This is a genomic window from Mycobacterium sp. 3519A, from assembly GCF_900240945.1.
GTDB lineage: Bacteria > Actinomycetota > Actinomycetes > Mycobacteriales > Mycobacteriaceae > Mycobacterium.
On sequence record NZ_OESG01000013.1, the window covers coordinates 1,407,441 to 1,430,545 of the forward strand.

A 23,105-nucleotide genomic window follows, 5' to 3' on the forward strand; every position below is an offset into this window, starting at 1 on the left:
GGTGGCAAAGGGCGGTAAGAACGGCAAGACCGGCGACGAAGAGGCCGGGCTGGCGGTCAATTCCCCGGTCCTGGTCTATCCCGAGACCGACAAGCAGCAGGGTGGCGTCATCCTCGAGGATTTCGGGCCGTCAGCAGGTCTGCCCGTCGAAGTGGGCTCGAACCAGATCGTCGGCGCCGCGCGGCGGTGGGCGGTGCGGCTGAACTCCGGCGACCTCGTCTTCGTCGACAGCGAGCAACTCCGGGCGCTCTGACAAACAGCGATTTGCGTGCGAACAGGAGCGGTGAGCGCTCCGGAACGCACGCAAATCGCCGGCTGCGGCTACCTGGCCGCGGGCTTGCGTGACCTCGTCGGCCACCAATTGGCGCGCCCGATCATCGCGGCCAGTGCGGGCACGGTGATGGTGCGCACCACGAAGGTGTCGATCAACAGGCCCGCGCCGATGATGAACCCGATCTGCAGCATCGTGGAGACACTGCCGAACATCAGACCGAACATCGACGCCGCGAAGATGATGCCTGCCGAGGTGATCACACCGCCGGTCGAGTGCACGGCCCGGATGATCCCTGAGCGGATGCCGTTGCGGGATTCCTCCCGGATGCGGCTGATCAGCAGCAGGTTGTAGTCCGCGCCGACCGCGACCAACACGATGAAAGCGGTGGCAGGCACATTCCAGTAGATGTGTTGGTGGCAGATGAACTGGAAGAACGCCACCCCGAGCCCCAGCGCCGACAGGTACGAGACCACCACGGAGGCAATCAGATACAGCGGCGCGACGATCGCGCGGAGCAGGGCGACCAGGATCAGGAAGACGACCACCAGGGTCAACACGATGATCAGCCGCAGATCATGGTCGTAGTAGCTGCGGATCGCGCTGTACATCGGGGTGGTGCCGACCATGGAGATCGTGGCGTCCGACAGCGTCGTGTTCGGTTGCGCACCCCGCGCGGTGTCCAGAATCGTCTGCACCTGGTCCATCGCGTCGGTGCTGAACGGATCGAACTTCGTCTCGACCATGTACCGGGCGCTGTGCCCGTCCGGCGAGATGAACACCTTCGCGGCGTTGCGGAAGTCGTTGGTCGTCAGCACCTGCGGCGGCACGTACATGCCCGACATCGACGGTGACGACGCGTCGTGCTTGATCGACAGCAGCAGATCGGCCGCCTGGTTCAGGCCTCCGCCCATCTTCTTGGTCTGATCGACGAGCACCTGGACACCCTGGGCCAGTTGCGCGCTGCCGTTCGCGAGCGCGTCGGCGCCCTGCTGCATCTGCGCGATCTTCGCTTGCGCGCCCTGCGGGCTGTTGATCCCGGCCGAGCGCAGGCTGCTGCCCGCCGACTGCATCATCGAGGTCAGCTGCTGGACCGAGGACAGCATGCGCTGCGCAGGCGCCGCGTCGTAGCCCGACGAGGACAGCTGCTGCAGCTTGGCGCGGCCATCGCTGCACACCGGGTCGGCGTCGCACTGCGGATTGTTGTTCAGTGCGTTCAGCATCGCCGACGCGGAGTTCGCGACCCCGGTCATCGCCTGCTGATCGCCGCCGACGGTGTTGGCGTAGGTACGGACGGTGTTCAGCATCTGTGCCGTCTGCGGATTGTCGAGCTGGTTCTGCACCTGGCTCAACGTCACCGTCATCGCCGTCATCGAGCGGCCGGCGCCGTTCACCTGGTCGCGCACCTGGGCAAGGCTGCTGGCCAGCTGGTGAGCGCCGCCGCTCAACTTGTCCAGATCGCTTGACTTGTCCGCGATCTGAGACGACGCGTCATGCAGTTTCGAGCCGACCGCCCCGGCTTGATAGCTGACCTTGGTCTGCTCGATCGGCTGGCCCGTCGGACGGGTGACGCCGCGCACCGCCGCAACGTTGGGCAACTGCGCCACCCGCTGCGCCATCTGCTCCATATCGGCCAGCGACTGCGGATTCCGCAAATCGCGAGGCGAGTGGATGTAGATGTACTCCGGCAGCAACGCGCTTGTCGAGAAGTGGTCTGCCATAGCGGAATACCCCAAGTTGCTTTCCGCCGAGCCCGGCAACTGCATGCGGTCGTTGTACGTCGGGTTCATGAACAGTGCGCAGGCGCCGAGTGCGATCAGGATGGTCAGGCTGACCACCAGATGCGCCTTGGGTTTGCGGACGATGTGGATCGCCGAGCGCTGCCACAGCCGGTCGGTGAGCGGTCGTCGCGGCGCGATCCATCCGCGCCTGCCCGCCAGCACCAGCACCGCGGGCAACAGCGTGACCGCCGCGAGGAACGCCACCGCGATCGAAACCGCCAGCGCCGGACCCACACTGGTGAACGCGGGCAGTTGGGTGAAGATCATGCCAAGGAAGGTGACGGCCACGGTGGCCGCCGACGCGCCGATCACCTTGCCGATCGAGGTGAGCGCTTTCTGCACGGCCACGTCGGAATCCATTCCGGCGCGGATGTACTCGTGGTAGCGGCTGATCAGGAACACCGCGTAGTCCGTTCCCGCACCGACGATCATCGCCGTCATCAACACGATGGTCAGGGCCGAGACGCTCATCCCGATCTCGGTGAACGCCGACACCAATCCCTGCGCCGACGCGACGGAGATCCCGATCGTGATCAGCGGAAGCAGCACTGTGACGGGGCGCCGGTAGATGACCAGGAGGATCAGCAACACCAGTGCGGCGGTGGCGATCTCGATCACGTGCATGTCGTGGGCGGTGACGATCGAGAGGTCTCCGATGACGGCAGCCGATCCGGTGACGTGGGTGGTGAGGTCGGCGCCGGCGGTGGCTTGTTTGACCATTTGGGTGATGTGTTGGTATGCCGCCGACGATTCGGGCGATCCGGGTGGCGCCTTCAACGTCACGGCCAGATAGAACGCCTGGTTGTCCTTGCTGACCATCAACTGCCGCAACGGGGGAGTGCTGACGAAATCCTGCACGGCGGACACGTCAGTGGTGTCGCTGCGGAGCTTGTCGGCCACCGCGCGGTAGGTGTCGTTGTCGGCGGGTGTCAGGCCGTGCTTGTTGGTCATGACCACGACGAGGATGTTCTGCGTCGACTCGTGAAAATCCTTGGCCATCTGGTCGGTGGCCGTCATTGCCTGCGACGGCAGCGGTTGGATCGTCTGGTTCTCGACGACCTTGGTCAGCGCCGGGAAGGTCATGAACAACACGACCACCAAGGCGATCCACGCGGAGATGACCAGCCAGGGCAGGCGCACCACGGTGCGCCCCAACAGCGAGAAAACATCGAAATTTTTCGCGGTCTGCGGGGTGGCTTTCTTCAACACGGTGGCGTCCTTCAAATGAGAATTCCTGATGCGGGCATCGCTGAAGTTACGGAGGCATTTCTGTTGCCGCGCTCTTGTGCGCACAACCCGCACAAGCGGCGATTCAGCGCCTTTTGCGCGTTCTGCTCAAGGCGGCCCGCGGCGTGAAACCCCTGGTCAGGGGCTGAGCAGAATGCGAAAAACTGGGTAAATCGCTCACTTCGCCGGTAGCGAGCACAACCGAGCCTTTTCGCCGACGGCGCCATAACTTCGGTCGCAACGAGATTCGGCACCCGAATACAAATACAAAGGAGTCTTGAAATGGTCGCACTCGGTCCCATTCATTCATGGCAGCCGGCAGCGGGCACGGTCACCACGTGGACCGCATCGCCTGCCGCGCGGGAAAGCGCCGCCAGGGCGACCCGAAGCGATCTGCCCGCGAGCTTTCAGCAGGCCGCGCATCTGCGGGGCGCCTTCTACGGCAAGGCGCTCGGGCGGGAACTGCCCCGGCTGATGGTGGTCGCCTGGGACATCCCCGGCGTGTGCGACATCGCGCTGATGACCGAGGCGATCAACGCCCATCTGCGCCGTCACGACACCTACCACAGCACGTTCGAGGTCGAGAACGGCAACATCTACCGGCGAGTCATCGACGACCCCAGCGAAATCGATTTCGTCCCAGCCTCTTTCGGCGTTATGGAGCCCGAGCAGATTCGGACTCATGCGCTGGCGACGACCGCGCAGACCCTGCAGTGGGACTGCTTCAGCTTCGGCGTCATCCAGAACGACGACCACTTCACCTTCTACGCCAGCGTCGACCATCTGCACATCGACGGCATGTCGGCGGGCCTGATCTTCGTCGACATCCACCTGATGTACCAGAACCTGTCGCAGGGCCAGCCCGTCGCCCTTCCCGCGGTCGGCGGTTACGCCGACTACACCGCCCGTCAGCGCGAGAAGGTTGCCGCCATGACCCTGTCGTCGCCGGAGATCAAGGACTGGATCGACTTCGCCAAGAGCACCGACGGCGACTGGCCGAGCTTCCCGCTGGAACTCGGCGACACCTGGGCAAGCAGCAAGGGCGACTTCGTCACCGTCGAGTTGTTGAACGAAGACGACACCGAGGCGTTCGACACCGCATGCCGCGAGGCCGGCGCCCGGTTCTCCGGCGGCGTGCTGGCATGCGCGGCGTTGGCCGAGCACCAACTGACCGGCAACACCACGTATCACGGGTTCACCCCGTCGGACACCCGCACGGCGGACGTCGACACCATGAGCGTCGGATGGTTCGCCAGCCTCTTCCCGGTCACCGTGCCGATCGGCGACGGCGAGTTCGCGGGCATCGCTCGCGCCGCACAGGACTCGTTCAACGCGGGCAAGTACCTGGCGAACGTGCCGTTCGAACGGGTCCTCGAATTGGCGTCGGTGGACGAACTGCGCATCAAGCTGCCCACCAAACCCGGAATGATGGTGTCGTTCCTCGACTTCCGCAAGATCCCGGTCGCCGAACTGTGGGAGCAGACCGGTTACGGCATCTACGGCGACAACCTCTCGCACGGCGGGATCAACATGTGGATCAACCGGCATGCCTCACGCACCACGGTGACGATCTCGTTCCCGGACAACCCGGTTGCGCGCAAATCCGTGCACCGCTACGTCGCGGCGCTGAGCAAGGCCTTCGCCGACGTCGCCAAGATCACCGCGGACTGGATCGAAGAACTGGCCCACCACGCGAATTCGAGCACGTCGTGCGTGGTGTGCGCCTCGAGCCGATGACGGAAACGACCAACAGAACGGAACGATGAAATGACGAACATTCTCGACCTGACCGACCAGGCGCTGTTCCTCGGCGAGCGGGCGACAGGAACCACCAGCGCGATTCAGTGCATCTGGATCTACAACCGGCCGATCGACGTCGCCGGCCTGCGCCGCTTCCATCACCATTTGCAGCGGGGCCGGTTGGCCCGTCGCATCGAACGGTCGCCGTTGCCTTTCGGCAGGCATCGCTGGGTGCGGGCAAGCGATTCATCCGATCTCGAAGTCAGCCAAACACCGCGTCCGCGCGACGAATTCGACGACTGGCTCACCGAGCAGGCGCACACGCCACTCGACGCTGAGCACGGCCCGGGATGGCACCTAGCCGTGCTGCCGTTCACCGACGGCGGTACAGGTGTGAGCCTCGTCGTCGCGCATTCGCTGATCGACGGGGTCGGATTGGCAATGGCGTTGGCCGAGGCCAGCTCCGGCGTCGACAGCGCGCTCACCTTCCCGCCCGCCAAGTCACGTCGGCGCTGGCGCGCTGTGCGCGAAGACGCGCGTCAGACCGCGCGCGATCTGCCCGCCGCCGGCCGCGCCGCGCGGGCGGCGATTCGGATGGCACGCCGTCGCGGCGGCGCGGCCGCCCCGCAACGACTCCGAGGGTCCGATGAGCGGCTCACGCTGCCGAGCGCGACCGCATTCATCGACGCGGGCGAATGGGATGCCTGCGCCAAGGCGCTCGGCGGCACCAGCAACGCGCTGCTCGCGGGTTTGGCCGCCGACGCAGCACAACGGATGGGCCGGGTCGCCGGCGGAACCGTATTGCTGTCGATTCCGGTCAGCGAGCGCACCGAGGGCGATACCCGCGCCAACGCGGTGACCAACGTCGACGTCACCGTCGATCCCGCGGGCGTGTCCAACGATCTGCGCGGGCTCCGCGCTGCGATCAAGCAGGCGCTGATCAACCACAACTCGATGCCCGACGAGCGGGCGGCGCTGCTGCCGATGGTTCCCTTCGTGCCCAAGCGGTTGATGAGAAGGATGCTCAGCGTCGCGACCGGCGATGCCGCGAGTGTGGTGTCGTCCCACATCGGTGCGATGCCCGCGGAGGTCGCCCGCTTGGACGGCTCCGACGCGGACTACTGCACGGCACGCTCGGTGTATCCGGGTGCGACCACGGCGACGATGCACCGTACCGGTGGCGTTCTCGGATTCGTTTGCGGCCGCGTCAACGGCAAGGTCGGGATCTCGGTGCTGTCATATCAGCCGGGCCAAACCAACTCGAATGCCCAACTGCGGCAGACACTTGCCAGCACCTTCGCCGCGTTCTCGCTCGACGCCACCATGCAGTGGGGGACGCCTGCCACCTTGCGCCGAAACTGTATTCCGGCATGAAAAGTGCGAATAGAGGCGTGCTGGAGCGCAGTTTCGCGGCTGGGGCCGTATAGATCGTCGGTTGCTTGCGTAGGCAAACTCAGCACACACGACACACCGGCCACATCCGTCACATGCGCGGCTTTGTCCGTCAAGATCATCGCAGAGCAAAGATCGGGTGGATGTTGAACTCCGCTTCGCGCGGACCGACCTCAAGGGTGGACCGTGGGCCTGAGCAGACGTCGCGGCTACCGGCGGGCTTTTCTGACCACCACCATGGCCGTGATCGTCGGGCTGGTGTGCACCACCACGATCAGCCGCGACCTCGTGCACAACCGGCCCCGCGACGTGTTCGTCACCGCCACCGCGACCATCAACCCGGCAGCCACGACGACGGCCATCGCCGACTCCGATGTGTGGGGGCTGGATCAGGCAGGCGTGGACAAGACCATGGACATGATCAAGGCGACGAACGTCTCCGCGGTGCGCTTGATGATCCCCTGGGCTGCTGTCGAAACCACCAAGGGCACGCTGAACTGGAGCAGCATCGACAAGACGGTGAATTCGGCCGCGGCGCGCAACATCGCCGTCGTGGGCATGGTGAACGCGACACCGCGGTGGGCGGTGGTGAGCGGCGGGCAGTACCTCAGTTCACGGCCGGCTTCGACCGCCGCCTACGCCGACTTCGTGGCGAAGTTCGTGGCGCGCTACGCGGGCAAGATCGCGGCCGTCGAGATCTGGAACGAACCGAACTCGGTGACGTTCTGGACGCCGACGCCGGACCCGGCCGCCTACACCGAACTGCTCAAGGCCGCCTACCCGAAGGTCAAAGCGATCGATCCGTCGGTAGTCGTGATCAGCGCCGGGCTCGGCGCCATCCAGAGCGTGGGGTCGCTGACGATCAACCCGGTCGCATACGTGACACAGATGTACGCCGCGGGCGCCAAACCGTACTTCGACGCGTTGTCCTTCCATCCGTACCTCTACACGCTGAAGTTCTCCGGCGGGGTCGGCAAGGCGAATTCACCGCTGCAGCAGTTGATGGACGTCCGGAAAGTGATGATCGCCAATGGCGATGACAACAAGAAGATCTGGGCGACGGAGTACGGCCAGCCGTCCTCCAGCGGTGGCGAGGCCAGAGAGAACGAGTACATCGCGGACATCCTGTTGAAGTGGCAGGAACTGCCCTACGCGGGGCCGATGTTCATCTACACCACCCGCGACCGCGCGACGGGCAGCGTCAGCAGTCAATCCACGTTCGGCATCTACCGAACGGACTGGACGCCGAAGGCCGCGGCCCAGACGGTTCGGGCGGGCGCCTCGGGGACCATTGCGAAATCAGCCGAATATCAGCAGTTCTCGACCGTCAATGATGCGGCGCTGGGCACCGTGCTGTCGCCGGTCTACCAGACCACCGACGGCAAGTGGGCGCAGGTGCGCACCGTCAGCACCGTCTTCCAGACCGACGGCGGGTTCGTGAGCTCACCGAATCCCGTTGCCGCCAAGGCAGGTTCGTACCTGCTGTCGCCGACGACACAATTCACCAACGGCTACCAGGACTTCAACAAGTCCACCGGGCTGCGGGTCTGGTACTCGGAGGCCACCGGTGCGCATTCCGCTGCCGGGCACACCGCGAAGGTATGGGTACCCGAACTCGGCCTGGCCACCACCGACGAAACCGGCGGTCCCACCGGCACGTACACCTCTTTCGAGTACGGCAAGATCACCTGGAACCCGTTGACCGGCGCGAAGGTCATCTGGGCCGACGGTCATGGCCCAGGGACCACGCCGACGTCCACGACCACCACCGCGACCACCATCCCCACCACGACGCCACCCCTTACCACGACCCCACCGGTCGCCACGACCCCACCGGTCACCACGACGCCGCCTCCCACCACGACGCCGAAACCGGCGGGAAATCCGATCGTCGCGGTGTTGACGTTGCTCAGCGGCCTGCTCGGCTCACTGGGCGGAAGGTGACTACCGCGACCGGCCTGCACGCTCGGTGCTGAAGCCGCGAACCGCATACGTCCGCACGAAATCCGCGACCACCCGGTCGTCGTCCATGTCCAGATGCGACGACGGTGTGCTGAACAACGAGAACAGCATGCGGGCGAACCACTCACCCGCAGACACCACGTCGAGGTCCTTGCGCACCTCGCCGGTGAGCTTCGCCGCGGCGAGGTAGGGCGCGAGGAACTCACTGCATTCCCCTAACAGCACCGCAGCGTTCTTGGTGAGCAGCAAGCTGACTTCGTCAGCGTCGAAATACACTTCGGGCTCGACGAAGCGGCGGGCCTTGGTGACGAACACCGCGGCAAGCGTCAGCTTGTCCTCGAGCGATTCGCCCCTGGCCATCGCCCGCGCCATCTCGCGGTAGAACCGCTGCGACGAGTGCTCGGCGCAGGCCTCCACGATGTCGGACTTGTCGCGGAAGTATTCGTACACCGTGCTGCGCGACACGTCGGCCGCGCGAGCGATGTCGACGACGGTGGTCTTGGTCAAACCCTGTCTGCCGAAACAACGCATCGCGGCGGCGATGATGGCCGCACGGGTGTCGGTCGCGGTGGTTTCGACGGTCACAGGGGTCAGCTTCTGTCGTCCGGCGCCAGGATCAGCGCACTGGTCGGCACGCCGGTGCCCGAGGTGACCAGCACGTGCTCGACGTTCGGCACCTGGTTGTACGACGTGCCGCGCACCTGACGTACCCCTTCGGTGATGCCGTTCATCCCGTGGATGTAGGCCTCACCGAGGAGTCCGCCGTTGGTGTTGATCGGCAGTTCCCCGCCGAGCGAGAGCCTTTCGACGGTCGCGAAGTCCTTCGCCTCGCCGCGCCCGCAGAACCCCAACTCCTCGAGTTGCGCGAACACGAACGGGGTGAAGTGGTCGTAGAGGAACGCCGTCTGGATGTCAGCAGGCTTGAGTCCGGAATCGCGCCAGAGCTTTTCGGCGACGACGCCCATTTCGGGAAGTCCGGTGATGTCGTCGCGGTAGTAGCTGGTCATCATCTCGCCCTCGGCGGCAGCGCCCTGCACCGCGGCGGTGATCACGGCGGGCGGGCGAGGCAGGTCGCGGGCGCGTTCGACGGTGGTGACCACCAGAGCCACCCCGCCGTCGCTTTCCTGGCAGCAATCAAGAAGGCGCAGCACGGGTTCGACGACCCACCGCGAATTCTGGTGATCTGCCAGGGTGATCGGGCGTTCGTAGAACCACGCGTCGGGATTGCGGGCCGCATGGGCGCGGTCGACGACGGAGATGCGGCCGAAGTCCTCGTTGGTGACGCCGTACGTCGACATGTACCGCTGCGCGTGCAGGGCAACCCACGCCGCGGGCGTCAGCAACCCGAACGGTGCGTAGTTCGCCATGAACGGCGGTGTATCACCGGTGGGTCGTGCCGTCGCGCCGCCGAACCGGAATCCGGACCGTTCGTTGAATGCGCGATAGCACACCACTGCGTTGGCTGTGCCGGTCGCGACCGCCATCGCCGCCTGCACGACGGTGCCCGCTGCCGCGCCGCCGCCGTGGTGCACGCGGGAGAAGAAGGTCAGATCGCCGATGCCGACGTTGCGCGCGATCTCGATCTCATCGCTCGTGTCCATCGTGAAGGTGACCATCCCGTGGACGTCGGCGGGCCGTAGCCCCGCGTCGTCGATCGCGGCTTTGACTGCCTCACAAGCCAATTGCAGCTCACTGCGGCCTGACTCCTTCGAGAACTCGGTCTGCCCGATGCCGACGATGGCCGCCTTCCCGCCCAGATGCGTCACAGCAGGCTCAATGTCGCCGTACCCGACACGTGGTCGCCGAGGCTGTTAGAGCCCTTGAACGTGACCTCGACGAAGCCCTCCCCGTCGGCGCCTTCGGACTTGCCGGTCACACTGCCGGTGAAGACGAGCGGATCGTTGGGGAAGGACGGCACCCCAAGCCGGATCGCCAACTTGGTCACCATGGCTTCGGGGCCCGCCCAGTCGGTGAGGAAGCGGACGCACAGGCCGTTGGTGGTCAGGATGTTCATGAACATGTTCGGCGAACCCTGTTTCTGCGCGAACTCGGGATCATGGTGGACCGGCATGAAGTCGCGCGATGCGATCGCTCCCGCGACGATCACGGTTGCCGTGACGGGCACCTCGAGTGGCGTGACCGCGTCGCCGACGTTGATGTCGCGCCAATCCAGCGTCGTTCTGCGGTGTTCGGTTGTCGTCATCGTTCTCCTTCGTCAGTACGTCGCGCCGAGCCGAGCCAGCTGTGCGGGCGCCGAACCCAGCATCAGTTCGTTGTGCTTGGCCCACAGGAAGTAGCGGAACAGGGGATAGGTGATGTCGATGCCGATGCCCCCGTGCACCTGTTGAGCCGTTGCGGCGACCCGCGCGCCAGCATCCGCCGCCCAGAACTTTGCAATCGCCGCCTCGCGCCACGCGGGCCGGCCCTGGGAGAGCAGCCATACCGCCTGCCACGTAGTCCACCTGATCGCCTCGACATCGATGAACGCATCGGCCATCCGCTGCTGGACGGCCTGGAAACTCCCGATCGGCCTGCCGAACTGCTCTCGTTCGGTCGTGTACGCCGCCGCGATCCGCAGCGCACGCTCGGTCACCCCCAGTTGGATCGCACACAGGCCCGCGAGCGCGCGGGTATGCAGCGACTCGATCATCTCCGCGCCGTCCCCTGGCAGCCGGTCATCAGCGGAAACCACTGCGCCGTCGAGGAATACGTCGCCGTACGGCTCGCCGTTGGTGGTGCTCGCCGGCCTGACGTCGACACCGCCGACGCCGGCATCGACCAGAAACAGCCCGACATCGCCGCCCCCGACGGCGGCCGGAACCAGAATCGTGTGGGCGATCTGGGCGGCGGGCACCAACTGCTTGACCCCGTCCAGGCGCCAGCCGTCGCCGTCGCGGCGCGCAGTGGTGGTCATTGCGGTCGGCGCGGAGCGACCCGGCTCGGTCAACGCCGCGGTGAGCAGGTGAGCGCCGCTGACCACGTCCGGCAGGTACCGCCGCTGCTGGGCCGCGTCGCCGTGCCTGGCGATGGTGTCGGCACCGAGCAGGAGGGAGGCGTAGGCCGGCACCGGGGCCACGCTCCAGCCGACCTCAGCGAGGACCAACGCCAACTCGAGGAAGCCCTGCCCGCTGCCACCGACGTTCGCGGGCAACGCGATTCCGAGCAGGTCGGCCGACGCGAGGTCACGCCAGAGCGTGGCGTCGTAACGTACGTCGCCGCCTTCGAGTTCGGTGAGGTGTTCGGGCGTCGCGCGGTGTTCGAACAGCTGCCGGGCGATCTTCGCGATTGTCTCCTGCTCCTCGGTGAACGTGAAGTCCATGGGTTGCGCCTACCGGGCCGGCCGGAACTGGTGCAGGACGAGATCCTTGCCGTCCAGCGTGTCGAACGTTTGGTAGAACACCTCGACCGGCATGCCGACTTCGACGTGGTCAGGCGCGATCTCGCACAGGTTCGAAACCAGCCGGACGCCCTCGTCGAGTTCGACCAGCGCGACGATGTACGGGTACTCCATCAGCGGCATCGGCGGATGCTGCGGCATCACGTAGCTGTAAACGGTTCCGCGGCCGGTGGACTCGACGGTGTCCCAGTCCAGTGAATTGCACATCGGGCACATCGGCCGCGCCGGTTGGCGAAGCGCCTGGCACCCACCGCATCGTTGGATCAACAGCTTGTGCTCACGCAGCCCGTTCCAGAAGAACTCGTTGTCCCGGCCGATCGCGGGCGCCAGTCTGGTCGCCATCAGGCGTTGGCCTTGAATCGGAAGACCCGGAACCGCTGCCTGCCGAGCACCTCGCCGTTCTGGTCGGTGTACGTCGACAGCCACGTGATGAAATGCCCCGTGCCGAGAGAGGTCTTCTTCTCGTCGGAGATGTCTTCGAACACCTGCGTCACCGAGATGACGTCGCCGAGGCGGGGATAGCGTTCGATCTCGAACTCGGAGTTGGTCGCGACGATGCCGGTGAACCCGGCCTCTTCGATGAACGCCGCGGGATTTCGGCCCGTTTCGACGGGCACGCCGCCGCGTTCGGCGATGCCTTCGATCTTGGGTGCGGGCATCGTCCACGTCTGCAGCATCACCGGTGGCGACACGATGCCGCCGAACCGCGAGTTCTCCGCGAACTCGGGGTCGAGGTAGACGGGGTTCATATCGCCGAGCGCATGTGCCCAGTGCCGAATCATCGGCTGGTTCACCGGATCCGGTGCGACGGTGGGCTTTTCTGACCCGCCGGTGGGCTGGCCGATGAGCGCGTCGAGTTTTTCGCGGAAGTCGTTCACTTGTTGTCCCCATTCTGTGAACCCCGAAGGTCGCGTGGCGCGCGTGGCATGAAGAGCCCTGCCATCGCGATGATGTCGCGCTGCAGTTCGTTGGCGCCGCCGCCGAAGGTGTTGATCACGGCGATGCGGTAGGCCGTTTCGAGCGCACCGCGCAGGGGCGCGTCCGCGCCCTTGCGGATACCAGCGGCGTCGAGCACCTCGAGCAGTTCGCGCGCCACCTGCTGGGTCAGTTCGGTGCCGAATACCTTGACTGCGGACGCTTCACCCATGCCGAGCGCGCCTTTCGTCATCGCCGCGTTGACTCGCAGGTTCATGATCTTGTACGCGGCGACCTGTGCCTCGATCCTGGCGAGTGAGTGCCGTACCCACGGCTGATCGATGACATGGCCGCCGTCGAGTTCGGTGGTCTGCGCCCAGTGCAGCGTCTTTTCGAACAGCGGCTCCGGCGCACCCATGTTGCCAAGTGCGGCCCGTTCGAAGTTCAGCTGCGTGGTGATCAGCCCCCAGCCTTCGTTCTCACCGGCGACGATGGAACTGGCGGGCACCCGCACGTCGTCATAGAAGGTGTAGAACGTGGACACACCCGGCATGGTGTGCAACGGTTTCCAGGAAAACCCCGGCGACGACGTCGGCACGATGAAGATCGAGATGCCTTTGTGTTTCTTGGTGTTGGGGTCGGTGCGGGCCGCCAGCCAGATGTAGTCGGCGTACGCCGCGCCGCTGGTGAACATCTTCTGGCCGTTGATGACGTAGTGGTCGCCGTCGCGCACCGCCGTGGTCCGCAGCGACGCCAGGTCGCTGCCCGCCGACGGTTCCGAGTAGCCGATCGCGAACTCGACGGTGCCGTCGAGAATCGCAGGCAGGAACGTCTGCTTCTGCTCGTCGGTGCCGCGCTGCGCGAGCGTCGGCCCGACGGTGTTGAGTGTGACCAGCGGAATGGGTGCGTTCACCCGCTGCGCTTCTTCGTAGAAGATGAACTGCTCGAGCGCGGTGAAGCCGCGCCCGCCATACTCTTTCGGCCATCCGACGCCGAGCAGGTGCGCGGCGCCCAACGCGCGCACGCACTCTTTCACCACGTCGCCTTCCATCCGACCGGCTACCGCGGCGCTGCGCTCGGGTGTCATCACCGCTGCCAGCGACGCCCGGATGTCGGTGCGCAGTTGCTGTTGTTCCGGGGTGAAGTCGAGGTACATGCTCAGCCCTGCGTTCCCAGCCGTACCGGCATCCGCTTGACGCCAGGCACCATCGTGGCGCGCATCCGGTCCACGTCACCGACGAGTTCGAGCCGAGGGTAGCGGCCGAGCAGCACCTCGAAGAAGACGCGGGCTTCGAGTCGCGCCAGTTGCGACCCGATGCAGGAATGTTCACCGCAGCCGAATGCGATGTGGGGGTTGGGATGCCGGGTGACCTTGAACTCCTCGGCGTCGTCACCGAAGATCTCCTCGTCGCGGTTGGCCGAGCCGTACAGCATGACGACGATGTCACCCTCGCGGATGCGCTGCCCGCGAATCTCGACGTCTGTGGTGGCCGCGCGCGCCATATGCGTCACCGGGCTGGTCCAGCGCAGCATCTCCTCGACCGCGGCAGGGATCAGGGTGGGATCCGCGGTCAACTTCGCGGTCTCTTCCGGATGCGCGATGAGCGCCAGGGTGCCGAGAGCGATCAGGTTCCTGGTTGTCTCGTTGCCCGCGACGAGCAACAGGAAGGCGAAGTTCAGCAGGTCGTCGTCGGTCAGTTTGGCGCCGTCGATCTCAGCGGTGGTCAACACCGACAACATGTCGCTGCGCGGTTCGGTGCGTCGTGCGGCGATCAGCTGCTGGAAGTACTCGAACAGCTCGCCGATCGCGCTCAACGAGTCCAACTCGATCTCGGGGTCGGCGTTGCCGGTGCACGCATCCGACCACCGACGGAACTTCTCCCAGTCATCGGGTGGAGCGCCGAGTAACTCGGCGATCATCCGTGTCGGCAGCGGTGCCGCCAATTCTTCGGCGAAGTCATGGGTGGCACCGGTCCTGGTGCCGTCGAGCACTCCGTGCACGATCTGGCGCACCTTGGGTTCGAGCATCGCCACCTGCCGTCGGGTGAACCCGGTGTTGATCAACTTACGTAGCTGACGGTGCCGCGGCGGGTCGGTGAAGATGAGGTTGCCCTCTTGAACGGGGTTCGGCAGCACGGGGTCGGGGATTGTGATGCCCTTGGTGGAGGAGAACTTGTCCGGGTTGGTTGAGACGTATCGGATGTCCTCATACCGCAGCAGGGCCCAGAACTCGGTGTCGTCGTTCCAGCACACCGGCGCGTTCGCGCGCAGCTCCCGGTACGCCGGGTAGGGGTCACCGGCGTAGAAGTCGGGGGAGTGCAGCGGGATTGAGGTTCGCAGCGCGGCCTCCCTCGAACCGTGGTGATCGAACAGATCAGCTTGATATGTCCGATTACTCCCTGTGTCTACTTGACGCGCCCACGGCTGTCAATAGCCGCAAATACGGCATCGTTCAATCGAGTTCAGCGTGAATCGATTGACGCGCGCTGTCCGACAGGTGTACATCATGTGTGTGACGTCGGCGCTGGCGGGACTGCGAGTTGTCGAGGTCGCGGGCGACATCGCAGGCCCGTATTGCACCAAGTTGCTTGCCGATCTCGGCGCCGAGGTCACCAAGATCGAACCTCCGCAGGGCGATTCACTGCGACGGTGGGGACCGTTTCCCGGCGGGGTGCCCGATGTCAACCGTTCGGGTCTGTTCGAGTACGTGAACGCGGGAAAGCGCGGCGCCACAGTCGATCTCGATGTCGACATGGGCGCTGTCCGCCGACTGATCGCTGATGCGCACCTGCTCGTCGACGGCCTCGCGCCGGGAGCGCTCGAACGCCTCGGCCTCGACGTTCCTGCACTGCAAGCGCTGCGCCCCGGCCTCGTTGTCGTCCGCATCTCGAACTTCGGCCAGTCCGGACCACTGCGCGACCGGGTCGCCACACCGCTGACCATGCAGGCGGCCTCGGGCTGGATACACAGCAGGGATCCGGATCGACCCCCGGTGCAGGCGGGCGCGCGGATCTCCGAGTATGTGGCGGGCGGCTACGCCGCGCTCGGCGCTCTCACCGCGCTGCGTACCCGCAGTGCCGACACCAACGATGTTGTGGTAGTGGATGTTTCGGTGCTCGAGTCGCTGCTGTCGACGCTGCCGTATCCGATGTTGATGGCCGAACGGATGCGCAGGCTCGGCCTGCCGAGCAACACGCGCGCCGCGCTGCTGTTGGGCATCGTGCGCGCCGCCGACGGGTGGATCGGCATCAACTGCCTGACCGGCCAGCACTGGCTGGATGTGTGCAGCATGCTCGAGTTGCCGCAGTACGGCGAGCACCAGGTGTCGATCATGATGGGTGGTCCCGAGCGTGCGCAGTTCTTCGCCGACGCCGAACCCTGGCTGGCGGCGCGGTCCGTCACCGAGATACTGGAGTTGAGTCAGGCATTCCGCATTCCCGCGTCGCCGGTCAACGATGGCGCGACGGTGTTGCAGTGTCCGCAGTACGTCGAGCGCGGGTTCTTCGTCGACGCCGGCGGCGCGGATTGGTCCTTTCGCAGGCCGGGCGCGCCGTTCCGGCTGTCGCGCACACCCGTCCTGGCACCGCGTCCGGCGCCCAGGTTCGGCGCACAAGCCGACCTGCAACCGGCAGGCGACGACGACTGGCGGCGTGGCGGCGCGTGCGCAGATCCGTTGCTGCCGTTCGCAGGACTGAAAGTTCTCGATCTGACCACGTTCTGGGCAGGCGCCTACCTGACGTGTTATCTGGGCGCATTCGGTGCCGAGATCGTCAAGGTCGAATCCGTGCAGCGACCGGACGGCCACCGGTACTCGGGCGCATGGTCTTCCGAGGGCGACCGCTGGTATGAACGCAGCGCCATGTGGCAGGGCACCAACCTCAACAAGCGCGGCGTCACGCTCGATCTGACGTCGCAGCGCGGACTGGAATTGGTACGTCTGCTCGCCCGTGACGCGGACGTCGTCATCGAGAACTTCTCGCCGCGGGTGGTCGAGCAGTTCGGGCTGGACTACGAGTCCCTTGAGGCGATCAACCCCGGCGTCGTCATGGTGCGGATGCCGGGATTCGGCTTGCAGGGACCATGGCGTGACTATGTCGGCTGGGCGCTCAACTTCGAACAGACGTCGGGGATGTCGGCCGTCACCGGCTATCCCGACGGTCCGCCGTGCAACCTAGCGGGTCCCGCCGATCCGATCGTGGGCGTGCATGCCGGTGTCGCGCTACTTGCCGCACTGGAACATCGGCGGCGGAGGAGACAGGGACAACTCGTCGAGATCGCCCAGATCGAGGTCGCGGCGTGCGTCGCCGCCGAACCGGTCATCGAACATTCGATGAACGCGGTGGTGGCGGCACGCGAAGGTAACCGATGCCGCGATCACCTGCAGGGGGTGTACCGCACCGCCGCTGACGACCAGTGGGTGGCGTTGTGCGTGCGCGGCGACGCCGACTCTGCGGGCCTGACCGCTGCGATGGGGGTCTCGGGCGCCCTGCCCGGTGACCACGACGAGTTCGACGCCCTCGTCGCGCGGTGGACGCGAACGCACACCGCCGGCGAGATCGTCAAAATCCTTGAGGCGCAGGGTGTCCCGGTTGAGCAGGTGCTGACGCCGGACCGGATGTATGACCTGGCGCAGCTCGACGCGCGCGGCTTCTACGACGAGATCGAGCACCCGCTCACCGGGAGACATCGTTACCCGGGCTGGCCGTTCAGGATGACGCCGGGCCCGGCCCGTCATCACCGGTTCGCGCCGCCGACGCTCGGCCAACACAACGACGACGTGCTGGCCGAACTCGGCGTCAGCGCTGCAGAGATCGCCGATCTGCGCGCACGGCAGATCATCGGTGACACCGCGCTCAACGCGTAACCGTCAAGCGGCGTCGGGCGTCGATTCCTGCGACCCTGGCTCGTTCTGTGCGGCCTCCGTCGGATCCGATTTCGTCGGCGCCTTCGGAACGCGCTTCTTGGGGCTGAAGAACTTGTTGACCGACTCGGCCAATTGGGTCAGCGGGTTCTTCTTCTTCGGCGACGTCGTCTTGCCGGGAGTACCGGTTGTGGTCTTGTTGCCGTCCTTGATCAGCTCTGAGACCGTCGGGCCCGGATCCGACTCCGTGGACACTGGCTGCTCAGCCGTCGGAGTCTCCGGCTCGGGCAACTTCTGCTGGTCTTCGGATTCCTTGTCGCCCGACTTCTGCTCCTCCTGCGGCACCGACTTCGCGTTGATCGACGGCGAACTGGTCGGGGCCAGTGGCGTCGGGATCGAACTTGGCAGCGACCCGACCCCGCCGACGAGGTTGGACACACCCTGGCCGAGCGCACCCGGCACCCCAAGGACAGCCTCGAGCACCTTGCCCGGCGGCGTGATCAACGAGAACTGCACGTGCTTCTCGGGATTCAGGTTCTGGCGATCGGTATAGCCCATGTCGACGATCAACCGGACCAGCGGTTCGATGGCGCCGAGCAGCGGTTCGGTGAAAGGCGTCAACTGTGCCATCCCCGCGACCTGTCGCAGCGGTGCGAACAAGGGCAGGTGCTCGGCCTTGACGAAGACATAGGTGTCCTCGACATCTTCACCGTCCACGGTGTGTTTCACCGTCTTGATCAGCACATTCGGATCATCCGACGTGCGTTCGATCGGGTCGTAATCGACCGGGTCGTAGTACGCGTCCGGGTGGACGTAGAAGACGGCGACCAGGCTGTTCGCCAGTGACAGCGGGTTGAAGTACGCGGGGAAGTCGGCGTACGTGTCGTACTCGTTCGTCACGTACTGGGTGTCGTACGGCGAGGATGCGGCGGGGCCGTTGGACGTGATGAGGAACGGGATACCCCATCCGGCCGGGAACCGTGCGGCCAGGCCGCCGTTGGGCAGGTTCGGCGAGGCGATCATGAGGAATTGCAGATTCCCCGTCGAAGGGGCACCAGGGTCAGACGGATCGAGGGTCCGCCGTACCCGCTCGGCGACCAGCGACCCCTCGGAATAACCGACGACCAACAGGAACTGGGGCACATTGTTTTCGTCGAGCGTGTTGTCCGCGATCGCGGCACGCAGCACCGGGACACCGACGTTCACGCTGTTGTCGATGTCGTAGCCCGCTGGGTACTGGACGCCTACGTAGCGGGGGTACATGGTGCCGAATGGCACGACCTTTCCCTGCAATTTGTTGGGGATGTTGACCGCGGCTGGGTCGCCGCGACCGCCGATGCCGATCGTGGCGGCCGCGAGCTCGATCTGGGCACTGTCCGGCGTCGTGTTGGTCGCGTGCCCCAAGACCAACGCGGCTGACAGCGCGACGGCGGTGGAGCCGGCGAGAAACAGGGATGGCGACTGTCGCTGCCTCGCCGCTGAACGACGACGCCCCTGCGCCCTACGATGCTTTGCCACGAACCACTCCTCCCCGTCGCCGCGATCAGGCAGCGCGCGTCGAACGCTATCGCATGACCTTGAACTCGGCGCATATTTCGGCCCGAAACGACCGCGCATCGCCTTTAGCTGAGGCTGCTCGAAGCGCTTCGCTCCGCGGCTGTGGGCGACGGATCCGCCCGCGCGTTCGTGTTGTGGTGTCCGCTGACGTGTCGTACCGTCGTCGACAAGTTGATTAGCCGCACTAGGGAATTTCGAGCCCAGAAGGAGTTCCTATTCATAGGGTTTCGTTCACTCGGCGACTCAGCCGGCGCTGGATGGTGCTGGTGGCGGTTGCGGTCGTCGCGCTGGCGGCTTTCGCTGTGTATCGGCTGAACGGAATCTTCGGATCGCAGGACGTCACGTCGACTTCCAGCGGCGCCGCGGACGAGATCGTCCCATTCAACCCAAAGCACGTGGTGATGAACGTCTTCGGTCCGCCCGGCACCGTCGCGACGATCACCTATATGGACGTGAACGCCCAACCGCAGCGCGTCGACGCCGCGAGATTGCCATGGACCTACGACACGACCACCACTCAACCCGCAGTGTTCGTCAACGTCTCGGCCCAGGGCGACAGCGCATCGATCGGCTGCCAAATCAAGATCGACGATGTGGTCGCCGATGAGCGATCGGTGAACACGATGAACGCCTTCACCTACTGCCTGGACAAGTCCGGATGAACGTCGGATGGGTGCCTGACTTCATCCGGCGATATTCGGTCCTCATCGCGGTGTTCTGGCTTGGCCTGGCGGTGGTGACCAACGTCTTCGTCCCGCAGTTGGAGACCGTCGCCGAAGCGCACAACGTGTCGCTCAGCCCGCAGGACTCGCCGTCGCTGCTCGCCAGCAAGCGCATCGGCAAGGTGTTCAACGAATTCGATTCCGACAGTTCGGCGATGATCGTGCTGGAGGGCGACGAACCGCTCGGGGCCGAAGCGCATCACTACTACGACGGCTTGATCGCGAAGCTCGAACAGGACACCAAGCACGTCCAGCACATCCAGAACTTCTGGGGAGACCCGCTAACGGCGGCGGGTTCGCAGAGTGCCGACGGCAAGGCCGCGTTGGTGCAGTTGTACCTCGCAGGTAACCAGGGCGAGTCGCTGGCCAACGAGTCGGTGGATGCGGTGCGCGACATCGTCGCGCACACCGCGCCGCCACCGGGCATCAAGGCCTACGTCACCGGGGCCGCGCCGCTGGTCACCGACCAGTTCGAGGTGGGCCGCCAGGGCACCCTGAAGACCACCCTGATCACCCTCGGGGTGATCGCGGTGATGCTGTTCTCGCTCTACCGCCGTCTGACGACGGTGTTCTTCGTGATCTTCACTGTGATGATCGAACTGACCGCCTCCCGCGGCGTCGTCGCGGTGCTGGCGAACGCAGGCATCATCCAGCTGTCGACATATTCCACCAATCTGCTGACGCTGTTGGTCATCGCGGCGGGCACCGACTACGCGATCTTCATCCTCGGCCGTTTCCACGAAGCGCGTTACGCCGGGCAGGACCGGATCACGGCATACAACACGATGTACCACGGCACCGCGCACATCATCCTGGGTTCGGGGCTGACCATCGCGGGCGCGGTGCTGTGTCTGACCTTCACCCGGCTGCCGTACTTCAACAGTCTCGGCGTTCCTGCCGGTATCGGCGTCCTTGTCGCGGTCGTGGCGGCGCTGACGCTGGCGCCTGCGCTGCTGATGGTCGGCCGTCACTTCGGCCTGTTCGAACCCAATCGGCGCATGCAGACCAGGGGGTGGCGGCGGATCGGCACCGCGATCGTGCGCTGGCCCGTGCCCATCCTGATGGCGACGGTCGCCATTGCCCTCATCGGTCTGCTCGCCCTGCCGAACTACAAGACGAACTACGACGCCCGCGGTTACCTGCCTGCCGACGCACCGGCCAATGTCGGGTACGCCGCCGCGGAGCGCCACTTCTCGCAGGCGCGACTGAATCCGGAACTGTTGATGGTCGAAGCCGACCACGATCTACGCAATCCGACCGACATGATCCTGCTGGAACGGGTGGCCAAGGCGGTCTTCCACACCGACGGCATCGCGCAGGTGCAGTCGATCACCCGCCCACTCGGCACACCGCTGGACCACACGTCGATCCCGTTCCAGATCAGTGCGGGCAGCGCGTCGCAGATCAACAACCTGCCGTTCCAACAGGCGCGCGGCGCCGATCTGCTCAAACAGGTCGACGTGATCAACAACTCGATCGACATCCTGCGGCAGCAGTACGCGCTACAGCAACAGTCCAGCGCCGCCACCGACGCCCAGACCAAGGCCTTCCAGCAGACCGTGATCACGGCGCAGGAGCTACGCGACAAGATCGCCGATTTCGACGACTTCTTCCGGCCGCTGCGCAACTACTTCTATTGGGAGCCACACTGTTTCGACATCCCGGCGTGCGCCGCGCTGCGATCGTTGTTCGACGCGCTCGACGGTATTGATGCGCTGACCGATCAGTTGACCAACGTCTCCGCGAGCATCGACAAGCTGGATCAGTTGCAGCCCAAGCTGCTCGCTCTGATACCGCCGCAGATCCAGACTCAGCAGGCCAACCGCGATCTGACGCTGACCAATTACGCCACCACCTCCGGGATAGACGACCAGACGGCGGCGGCACTGCAGAACTCGACCGCGCTGGGGCAGGCGTACGACGCGTCGAAGACCGACGACTCGTTCTACCTGCCGCCCGAGGCGTTCACCAATCCGGAATTCCAGCGCGGACTCAAACTGTTCCTGTCGCCGGACGGCAAGGCCGCCAGGATGATCATCACACACGACGGCGATCCCGCTACGCCCGAAGGCATTTCGCAGATCGACGGCATCAGGCATGCCGCCCAGGAAGCCGTCAAGGGCACTCCGCTCGCCGGCTCGAAGATCTACATCGCGGGCACTGCCGCCACCTACAAGGACATCCAGGACGGCGCCAAATACGACCTCATGATCGCCGGGATCGCCGCGCTGAGCCTGATCCTGCTCGTGATGATGTTCATCACCCGCAGCATCGTGGCCGCATTCGTCATCGTCGGCACCGTGGCACTGTCGTTGGGTGCCTCGTTCGGGCTCTCCGTACTCATCTGGCAGGACATCTTCGGCATCGAGCTGTTCTGGATCGTGTTGGCACTGGCCGTGATTCTGCTGTTGGCGGTGGGGTCGGACTACAACCTGCTGCTGATCTCCCGCTTCAAGGAGGAGATCGACGCGGGCCTGAACACCGGCATCATCCGGGCCATGGCCGGGTCCGGCGCGGTGGTCACGGCCGCGGGTCTGGTCTTCGCCGCCACCATGGCGTCGTTCATCTTCGCCGACTTGCGGGTCCTCGGTCAGATCGGAACGACGATCGCGCTCGGTCTGCTGTTCGACACGTTGATCGTGCGGTCGTTCATGACGCCGGCGGTCGCGGCCCTATTGGGCCGCTGGTTCTGGTGGCCGCTGAAGGTGCGTCAACGCCCGGTGCCCCAGCCTTTCAGCGCACGGCAGACGGCCCGTCAACTAACGCTGTGGGACGACGCCGATTCGCGGACCTGAGAAACCGGCAGCTTCCCATTCAGCCTGGCGACCCTGCGCAACTGCGCGGCGATGTTCATCGACGTCAGCATCGGGATGCCGCCGACGAATGTCCGGAACGACGGATGGCCGCCGTCGAGATGGAGCATGAACAGACAACCGACGACGTAGAAGAATCCCATGCCGAACAGCGCCGCGGGGATCGCGTACGCCAGCGGTGAACGAGCATCCGCTATCAATTCCCTGGCGTAGTCCACTTCGTCCTGGGACATCGGTTCGCGCTTGCGGACCTTGGCGAGCACCGCCTTGTGGGCGCCGACCGTCTCACCCAACGGATGCGACGTCCGTCTCTCCATCCGGCTGACGTAGACGAATACACAAGTGGCGAAGACGATCTCCATCACCGCGGCGAACACGGTGAGATCACCCCACGGACCCAGATTCACCCTGAAAAGGTTACCTGATCTAAGTTATTGCCGCGAAGGAGTGCGGACCTGGCGCCCGAA

18 protein-coding genes are annotated in these 23,105 nt (G+C 65.3%); 7 read left to right on the forward strand and 11 right to left on the reverse strand.

All coding sequences use genetic code 11. The features are described from left to right. Nucleotide 1: 1 nt before the first annotated feature. The gene (locus C1A30_RS14700) at nt 2–253 is read left to right on the forward strand and encodes a hypothetical protein (RefSeq protein WP_101948988.1); all 252 of its coding nucleotides are present in this window, start codon (nt 2–4) and stop codon (nt 251–253) included. A 68-nt stretch (nt 254–321) separates the two neighbouring features. Here the strand turns inward: C1A30_RS14700 and C1A30_RS14705 are convergent, their stop codons facing one another. After that, nucleotides 322–3,261, reverse strand: a complete 2,940-nt coding sequence (locus C1A30_RS14705; RefSeq protein WP_101950206.1) for an RND family transporter — start codon at nt 3,259–3,261, stop codon at nt 322–324. A gap of 300 nt (nt 3,262–3,561) precedes the next feature. Here C1A30_RS14705 and C1A30_RS14710 point away from each other — a divergent pair, with 300 nt between their 5' ends. From C1A30_RS14710 to C1A30_RS14720, 3 genes are all read left to right on the forward strand, one after another. Further along, nucleotides 3,562–5,016 (forward strand): condensation domain-containing protein, encoded by a 1,455-nt coding sequence (locus tag C1A30_RS14710; protein WP_101948989.1) that lies wholly within the window; start codon nt 3,562–3,564, stop codon nt 5,014–5,016. A gap of 30 nt (nt 5,017–5,046) precedes the next feature. Next, nucleotides 5,047–6,393: a hypothetical protein gene (locus C1A30_RS14715; RefSeq protein ID WP_101948990.1), complete on the forward strand. Its 1,347-nt coding sequence runs from the start codon at nt 5,047–5,049 to the stop codon at nt 6,391–6,393. A gap of 204 nt (nt 6,394–6,597) precedes the next feature. Then, complete coding sequence (locus C1A30_RS14720; RefSeq protein WP_235009909.1) at nt 6,598–8,355, forward strand: cellulase family glycosylhydrolase; 1,758 nt, start codon at nt 6,598–6,600, stop codon at nt 8,353–8,355. Here the strand turns inward: C1A30_RS14720 and C1A30_RS14725 are convergent, their stop codons facing one another. Genes C1A30_RS14725 through C1A30_RS14760 form a run of 8 tightly spaced genes read right to left on the reverse strand, consistent with a single transcriptional unit; the run spans nt 8,356 to nt 15,007 of the window. Beyond that, nucleotides 8,356–8,958 carry a TetR/AcrR family transcriptional regulator gene (locus tag C1A30_RS14725; protein WP_255413221.1) on the reverse strand — a complete coding sequence of 201 codons (603 nt, stop codon included), beginning with the start codon at nt 8,956–8,958 and terminating at the stop codon, nt 8,356–8,358. A gap of 5 nt (nt 8,959–8,963) precedes the next feature. After that, on the reverse strand, nt 8,964–10,139 hold the full coding sequence (locus tag C1A30_RS14730) for a lipid-transfer protein (protein WP_101948992.1): 1,176 nt from the start codon (nt 10,137–10,139) through the stop codon (nt 8,964–8,966). Next, the gene (locus C1A30_RS14735) at nt 10,136–10,576 is read right to left on the reverse strand and encodes a MaoC family dehydratase (protein ID WP_101948993.1); all 441 of its coding nucleotides are present in this window, start codon (nt 10,574–10,576) and stop codon (nt 10,136–10,138) included. Before C1A30_RS14735 ends, C1A30_RS14730 begins: the two co-directional genes overlap by 4 nt. A gap of 12 nt (nt 10,577–10,588) precedes the next feature. Further along, on the reverse strand, nt 10,589–11,692 hold the full coding sequence (locus C1A30_RS14740; RefSeq protein ID WP_101948994.1) for an acyl-CoA dehydrogenase family protein: 1,104 nt from the start codon (nt 11,690–11,692) through the stop codon (nt 10,589–10,591). A 9-nt stretch (nt 11,693–11,701) separates the two neighbouring features. Further along, nucleotides 11,702–12,112 (reverse strand): Zn-ribbon domain-containing OB-fold protein, encoded by a 411-nt coding sequence (locus C1A30_RS14745; protein ID WP_101948995.1) that lies wholly within the window; start codon nt 12,110–12,112, stop codon nt 11,702–11,704. Then, nucleotides 12,112–12,648: a MaoC family dehydratase N-terminal domain-containing protein gene (locus C1A30_RS14750; RefSeq protein WP_101948996.1), complete on the reverse strand. Its 537-nt coding sequence runs from the start codon at nt 12,646–12,648 to the stop codon at nt 12,112–12,114. Before C1A30_RS14750 ends, C1A30_RS14745 begins: the two co-directional genes overlap by 1 nt. Further along, nucleotides 12,645–13,841: an acyl-CoA dehydrogenase family protein gene (locus C1A30_RS14755; RefSeq protein WP_101948997.1), complete on the reverse strand. Its 1,197-nt coding sequence runs from the start codon at nt 13,839–13,841 to the stop codon at nt 12,645–12,647. Before C1A30_RS14755 ends, C1A30_RS14750 begins: the two co-directional genes overlap by 4 nt. A 2-nt stretch (nt 13,842–13,843) precedes the next feature. Then, a complete protein-coding gene (locus tag C1A30_RS14760) occupies nt 13,844–15,007 on the reverse strand; it encodes a cytochrome P450 (RefSeq protein ID WP_200828358.1) in 1,164 nt (387 codons plus the stop codon). A 190-nt stretch (nt 15,008–15,197) separates the two neighbouring features. Here C1A30_RS14760 and C1A30_RS14765 point away from each other — a divergent pair, with 190 nt between their 5' ends. Continuing rightward, on the forward strand, nt 15,198–17,549 hold the full coding sequence (locus C1A30_RS14765) for a CaiB/BaiF CoA-transferase family protein (RefSeq protein ID WP_101950208.1): 2,352 nt from the start codon (nt 15,198–15,200) through the stop codon (nt 17,547–17,549). Nucleotides 17,550–17,552: 3 nt separating this feature from the next. Here the strand turns inward: C1A30_RS14765 and C1A30_RS14770 are convergent, their stop codons facing one another. After that, complete coding sequence (locus C1A30_RS14770) at nt 17,553–19,064, reverse strand: PE-PPE domain-containing protein (protein ID WP_160112750.1); 1,512 nt, start codon at nt 19,062–19,064, stop codon at nt 17,553–17,555. Between the two features lie 296 nt (nt 19,065–19,360). Here C1A30_RS14770 and C1A30_RS14775 point away from each other — a divergent pair, with 296 nt between their 5' ends. After that, entirely contained in the window at nt 19,361–19,765 is a 405-nt protein-coding gene (locus C1A30_RS14775; RefSeq protein WP_101949000.1) for an MmpS family transport accessory protein, read from the forward strand. Beyond that, complete coding sequence (locus tag C1A30_RS14780) at nt 19,762–22,620, forward strand: RND family transporter (protein WP_101949001.1); 2,859 nt, start codon at nt 19,762–19,764, stop codon at nt 22,618–22,620. Before C1A30_RS14775 ends, C1A30_RS14780 begins: the two co-directional genes overlap by 4 nt. On the opposite strand, the gene C1A30_RS14785 is transcribed toward C1A30_RS14780, so the two are convergent. Next, nucleotides 22,581–23,045: a hypothetical protein gene (locus tag C1A30_RS14785; RefSeq protein ID WP_101949002.1), complete on the reverse strand. Its 465-nt coding sequence runs from the start codon at nt 23,043–23,045 to the stop codon at nt 22,581–22,583. The two genes, C1A30_RS14780 and C1A30_RS14785, sit on opposite strands and share 40 nt — an antisense overlap. Between the last annotated feature and the right edge of the window lie 60 nt (nt 23,046–23,105).